We start from the raw sequence: 6,465 nt of genomic DNA on the forward strand, positions 1-6,465 counted from the left end.
GTTATAACCGCTGTGCCGCAATATTCCCGTCATTTACAGCTAAAATAATCTCATTAATCTTCGGATGCAGCTTGCGAAAGAATTTGTGCAGTGCCTTCATTGCTGCGTAAATCTTCATACACATTCCATTTTGTATACAATTGTTTTAGCGCTAACGCCGTTTTATGTATGAACTCTTCCATAGCTTCCATGGATAAAATATTTAAATTACCCAAAGGTTCGTTGTTAGGGTTAGCTAAAAACTCCAGTTTCTCTCCTCTATACTGATAAACCTCAGATTCCAGCAAGCCGCCTAGATCAAATGCTCTCCCCACTTTCAACTCATTTAACCAATCATTGGCCCTGTTCCAATTCCGTAAAATCATAAACTCCAGCTTTGTGACATCCTGTGTATACACGCTTCTTCCGTTGGGATGAACTTCATATGCAGGATAGATATCGAATGTCCACACGCGATCCGTATAGATATGGGCGATGTAACCGCACAGATATTGCAGGAATTTGGGATCACTATAGGCTAACTTCTTTTGGGTTTCAAAAAAGTCTTTAAGTTCTTCGTCTGTTGCAAATCTTCCTGCCTCTGGCATGAGGTGGGTTTTCGCCTTTTCTGTACGAAGATTAGTTCTTACATGGATCGAATCAGGAGCAAGGCTCCCCAATAACAATTCAGGGAATGGCTCGGATATCAACTCGGATGCAATTGCAAAATGTACCATCGGCCAAGGCAATATAAAAACTCCCTTCTTTATGAATGCTTCACTTAAGACTTTATGACCTACAAAGCTCAGCAACCCACTCCAAATTTTGAACAGAAAATGCTGGAATAAAAGGTTGAATTATTGCCATGTTTTTCACCATAATCTAACCTCTATTCATTTTGAATTATTCTATTAACGCTGTCACTTGCGTAGTAATTTAGACTCTCCTTGCTTCAAATCTACAAATATAGGCTTCTGCACATTGTTAATTGTGGAAATATCAATCACATCCAGACTTTTAAAAACAAGCTGTAATGACTCCTTCTGTTCATCTTCAAATAAAAGAGTTAATTGATCATCACAGAGTTTTCCTTCCAACTCCGCAATAACGTCAAATAAAAACATTACAAATACTACTTCATTTCCATCCGGATACGTATAGTGCATCCTCTCGCCCGTGTAGATGGAGGCCAATTCATAAGAACTCACCTCAAGCCCTGTTTCCTCTTTCACTTCTCTAATCATGGTTTCTTCGATTCGTTCACCTGGCTCCATACCACCACCGGGTAATCCCCAATCTCCATAATCTGATCTCTTTTGCAGCAGAACCCTCCCCATATGATCTCGAATAATAGCTCCACCCGTAACTACAATACGACTAGTCATTATTCTTGCTCCTCTCTGTTGGATTACTTCAACAGTTCACAATTTCAATCAGGAAACTTTCCTATTAATTTTATATACCAAAATGCACAATGCATTTCCCATGTACCTCAGCATACTTTGCCATGTTCTCAACCTTATGTAATTCGTTGATTAATTCAACTTTGTTGTACACGAGTTTCTCGTAGTAGCCCTTCCGTTCTTCTCCATCAAAACAGTAACTCCCTGTTAGAACAATCGGATCTGTCGCATGACTAAATAGTTCAATCCAGGCCCGAATCAGTTGATGAAACTTTAACAAAACATCCTGTTCTTCAATAACGGTTATTCCATAGTTGTTCAGCCCACTACATCTCATACAGGTAGATGGATTCCATGTATCCAACCAGCAAAGGGAATCATAGATGTACGCAATGTTCCAAGGTCGCATGATTCTCTGTGGTTAACCCACTTTTATGTATCATGCCATGAGAATCCCAGGAGTAGAATGTATGAATATTCCCATTTACTCGCGTTTTGTTTTCAATAACAAAATGATGCTTCGGCATACCTACATGCGCCCCCTTACACGCTCACTCCCATAGACTCCTCTTAATTCATCATAACCCATGTATTGGTAAATGCGAAGTTGTTTTGACTCGATAAAATCAAAAAAAGCCTCCACAGTCTTATTCGACAGTGGAGACTCTATTAGCATCTATACCTTCATCAGAAAAGTCACTAATGAAAATGGTCTTCATAACATAAATATTAAGGTGTAGCAGTAATCTCCCCCGTACCAACCATCTGCGTTGCTGGGGCAATATAATTTCCTGCATCATCCCCTGTAAGAGTATACTTAATTGTTATTACTTTACTGGTACCAACAGCTGCATTATTGTATGTCGCTACAGCATTTACTTGTACGTCATCCCCAGAGATCACGTTAGTTAATTGACCTGCCGTTACATTTGCTGCAAGAGTTCCGTCATATACTTTGGAGAGTATTAATGTCGGAGCCGTGATCATCAATTGCTTTGCAGTGATCACACCAACTACTTTAATATCCTTTGGTGGAGTATAATTCCCTACTTCTACAGGTGGTCCCAATAGAGTATACGATATAGTTATCTTCTTATTTGTTCCTACATTTTCATTATCATAGACTCCTGAAGCACTTACCGTTACGTCATCCCCAGGACAAATACCTTGTTTACCTATTCCTGCACAAGATCCATTCCTAGAACCGGCTAATACAGTTGTTGCAAAATTTCCATCATACACTTTGGAAGTTGTTATCAGATCTATGATAACACCTGTATCCTCACTGAATTGTACATAAACAGTGTAGTTCGTATTGCTCACAGGAACAATATATTTGCCACTATCCGTACCGGCTATTGTGTAAACCACAGATACAAGCGCCGCTTTAGGCGGGGAAGTTGTATCATATACCGCCTCTGCACTCACCGTCACATCCTCACCTGGAACAACCCCAACTAAGGAACCTGCAGATACGACTACCGATGAATCTCCATCTGGCTTCTCAATAACAGTCAACATCGGCTCGCCGATCGTCAACTGTGCGGCTGTAATGGCCCCTGTCTGGGTTGTATAGTTTGAAGGCGCAATATACTTGGCTGCATCTGCTCCGCCTAACGTATAAACTACAGTGATTGTTTTACCTGTGCCTATTATTGCATCATTGTAGGTGGCTGCTGCACTTACAGTTACATGGTCTCCAGCAGCAACTCCAGTTAGTGAATCTGCTATTACGGTTGCCGATGCCGTTCCATCATACATTTTCTCGGTTAAGAGTACTGGAGTCGAAACGGTTAACTGATTTGTACCAATAACAATCTCTGCCGAAGCCATCGATATATTGTTCGCGAGATCAACGGCATATACGACATACGTACCTGACGCTAATCCCACTGTATTCATTGTGGCATCTACGTTTGCTGTCACCGACTGTTTCTTGCCAAACAACCCTGCAACAGATTGGTTTAGACTCGTGATTGTTTTTGGTGTTGCGGAAGGAACCAGATACACATATCCACTTTCATTGCTTCTACCTACCACAGGATCTCCACCTGCAATATGACCACTCGTTACATTGGACAGTGTAGGAGCGATTGTATCCGTTCCACCAGTGGATGGTGAAGTCACAGGTACATTTGTAGGAACAGTTGGAGGAATTGTAGTTATGACTTTATCCAACAGTCGAATTGTAGTTTCAAAAGTCGTACCACTTTTAGCAGCGGAACTCAGCGTCACCTTTTCAATAGTACCCGTGCCTAGTATCTTAGCGACTGCATCTAAGAAAAGGTTTACAATCGTTGCATCCGTGCCTAAGTTAAGTGTCGTCCCCGTTGCTTTAACTGCTACGATAACGTCCTTAATACGGCCTTCAGGAATATGCACCTGAATCCCGCTGCCTTTAACGGTTAAGGAATCAAATGTTCCTTTCAAACCTACTTTCGACCCCGCAAGTAAACGCTCGGATAACGTAATCTTGCCGAAACCATTACCCGTAGTATCCGTTTCTTGTAGCGTAGCAGGGGATTGAATGGTTAATTCTCCAACTGTCGTTGAACCTTCTGTAATAATGAGAACAGGTCCTTTTTTCTTATCAACGATAAGGGTAGATGTTACGGTATTTTTTAAATAGATGGTACTAACGCCCCCACCCTCTACCCGTGTCACACCTTTAATCGTAACATTCGTAAGGTGTACATCTCCTTCTTGGATACCTTCACTAAATAATAGGTTTCCTTTGATGATCATATTCTTCAATGTAACCCCAGCCGTGCTAATGAGCACATCCCCATCAATGGTCTGCATCCCCGCCTCAGGGCCATATGTTCCAGCTAAGCTGTAATCCGTTGCTCTTGCATTCACTGAACGATCCAGCGCAACGACTGCTTCAGCACGAGTGATCGGTTTATTCGGATTGAAGTTATTATCGTAGCCCTGCAAGATCCCTTTAGCTACAGTAGCATCCACCGATTTTTTAGCCCATGAGGCTATTGTACTCGAATCCGTAAAGGGCTCCCCAGTACTAGCTTCATTCGATAGATCCAGAAGATCATCGATAATAACTGCAACTTCTTGTCTACTAATGGGTTTATTGGCACCGATTGTACCGTCCCTATAACCCTTTATATATCCAGCCTTTACAGCTTTGGAAACCTCAGCATATGCCCAGTTAGATGAATTAACATCCTTGAAGGATACAGATGCTGTTTCAGTAAATCCATATGAACGATTAACCAATGAGAAAAATTCTGCTCTTGTTATAGTATTGTTCGGTTTAAAGCTGCCGTCTTCATAACCATGAATAAAACCTTTGTCGATCCATTTCGTAATTTGGCTTTCTGCCCAGTTTCCCTCGATGTCTGATGCCGAAGATTCAGCGGCACCAAATACTACATTAAACGATGAAAACAACATAACTGTAATCAATAGAGTGGTCACAAGCTTTTTAGCACAATTCATGATATTAGTCCTCTCACTCATAGTATGATTACTGGATCTTATTCGCTCAACTTATCACAAAGATCAGCAATAGTATACATAAAATACTGACCATGAAATATGGCTGAAAAACCCAGTCTGTTAAAGAGTTTACAGCCCAAATTCGGATGTATACAGTATACATTTTCTTCTGCTCCTCTCTAACAAAATCAGAGCTGAAATATAACAAAAAAGGACACCTCATTGTCGCATCCATAGGTATCCTCGTGTATTAAATTAGGTGGTGAACTAAAGTGCTGGATCACTAGTATCTTCAATTCTCGCATTCATAAAATCCTTCGTTCAATCAGAAACGCTGTCCCTTCTTCGCGGTACATCTCTATAGATTCATTGGCCACATGATCATGTCTCAGTATTCCCATATAATCTGTTCCAGGTTTCTTTGGTCTATAATCTGAATCCACCGTGTAGATATTAAAGTGCACCTCATCTTCATCTTCTGACACATCTGTTTTATCCAAAAGTGCAATCACTCCATCTTTGCCAAGAAACCGAAATGGAGATTCCTGACGCTCTATAATATAAAAAGGATATGTGATGTTCTCTATCTGAATGAATTGCTGGTATCCCTTAAGCTCATCAGGTATGAGATCCATGTACTGGCCAGCTGCATCTTCTGCCTGAAACACACCCGAAACCCACTTCAGACTCCCCTTGGTTGCTACGATAATGAACAAACTAATCACCTTCTAATTTAAATATTATTTCTCTCTTCCACGCACAAAAGTCTGAGACAAAATCCGGTGGCTGCCAGCGATGTTGTCAATCTCAATGTTATATTCAGACTCAGTATATTCAATCTGATGTTGCTCATAATATTTTTTCCAGAATGAAACTGCTGCCGCATTATTAGCAAGCTGTTCTACTTTGAATGTACCCTCAAATTGAGCAAAAACCAAGTCAACCGCTTGTGCTGCCAGCCCCTGTCCGCGATATTTTTTGACCAGGAATAGCTCTTGCACGGTATAATCCACACCTTCCGGCACATATGGAGGTGAGCACACCAGTACGAATCCAATAACCTTTCCTTCATACTGAATCAAAAACGGATGTAATTCATCGCGTTCCAGATATAGATAGGTGTTCGTTGGATCATATTTCCCCTCTTCAAGTAGATCCTCGCCAGAAAATTCAGACAGATCATATAAGTACAAGTTGTACAGGTTGAGAAACAATTCCTTTTGTTCTGCCAAAATACTCTTAATGTGTACATTCATTTTCTTTGCACATCTCCCTTAGTTAATGAGTTAGTTAGTGATCCATACATAACCTTTCCGATGTCCACAGCAAGCTTGCTGTGCCCTGTTCTCAATATATCCTTTCAACCACAGCAGATATAGGCAAAGTTTGGTTTAAACTATGGAGTAACCTTAACTTTCACAGTGGACATGAACATTTGTACAAAAAAAGACTACCTACAGAATCCGATTATTGGTCTTATCTTTATTTTTCACCAAGTATCCATTAGCACTTAGCTAATAATTATCGAATTATATAGGTTCAACTAAACTTTTTACACAAAAACGGAGAGGACAGAAATAACCTGAAGAAGCGGAGCGTTCGCCTGAAAGCTTTCTGAAAGAAAGCT

General features: G+C 40.7%; 6 protein-coding genes. All 6 read right to left on the reverse strand.

All coding sequences use genetic code 11. From position 1 onward, the window contains the following. Positions 1-53 precede the first annotated feature (53 nt). Positions 54-728: a zinc dependent phospholipase C family protein gene (locus D829_RS31145; protein WP_017689786.1), complete on the reverse strand. Its 675-nt coding sequence runs from the start codon at positions 726-728 to the stop codon at positions 54-56. Between the two features lie 171 nt (positions 729-899). Continuing rightward, the gene (locus D829_RS0115310) at positions 900-1,364 is read right to left on the reverse strand and encodes an NUDIX domain-containing protein (RefSeq protein ID WP_017689787.1); all 465 of its coding nucleotides are present in this window, start codon (positions 1,362-1,364) and stop codon (positions 900-902) included. 70 nt (positions 1,365-1,434) lie between these two features. Continuing rightward, positions 1,435-1,791: a hypothetical protein gene (locus D829_RS0115315; protein WP_193748475.1), complete on the reverse strand. Its 357-nt coding sequence runs from the start codon at positions 1,789-1,791 to the stop codon at positions 1,435-1,437. A gap of 320 nt (positions 1,792-2,111) precedes the next feature. Continuing rightward, positions 2,112-4,838 carry a YDG domain-containing protein gene (locus D829_RS0115325; protein WP_017689790.1) on the reverse strand — a complete coding sequence of 909 codons (2,727 nt, stop codon included), beginning with the start codon at positions 4,836-4,838 and terminating at the stop codon, positions 2,112-2,114. Between the two features lie 305 nt (positions 4,839-5,143). Continuing rightward, the gene (locus D829_RS0115330; protein ID WP_017689791.1) at positions 5,144-5,554 is read right to left on the reverse strand and encodes a hypothetical protein; all 411 of its coding nucleotides are present in this window, start codon (positions 5,552-5,554) and stop codon (positions 5,144-5,146) included. A gap of 24 nt (positions 5,555-5,578) precedes the next feature. Then, the gene (locus D829_RS0115335; protein WP_017689792.1) at positions 5,579-6,094 is read right to left on the reverse strand and encodes a GNAT family N-acetyltransferase; all 516 of its coding nucleotides are present in this window, start codon (positions 6,092-6,094) and stop codon (positions 5,579-5,581) included. Positions 6,095-6,465 lie beyond the last annotated feature (371 nt).

The sequence above is a fragment of the Paenibacillus sp. PAMC 26794 genome (assembly GCF_000316035.1).
Classification (GTDB): Bacteria; Bacillota; Bacilli; order Paenibacillales; family Paenibacillaceae; genus Paenibacillus.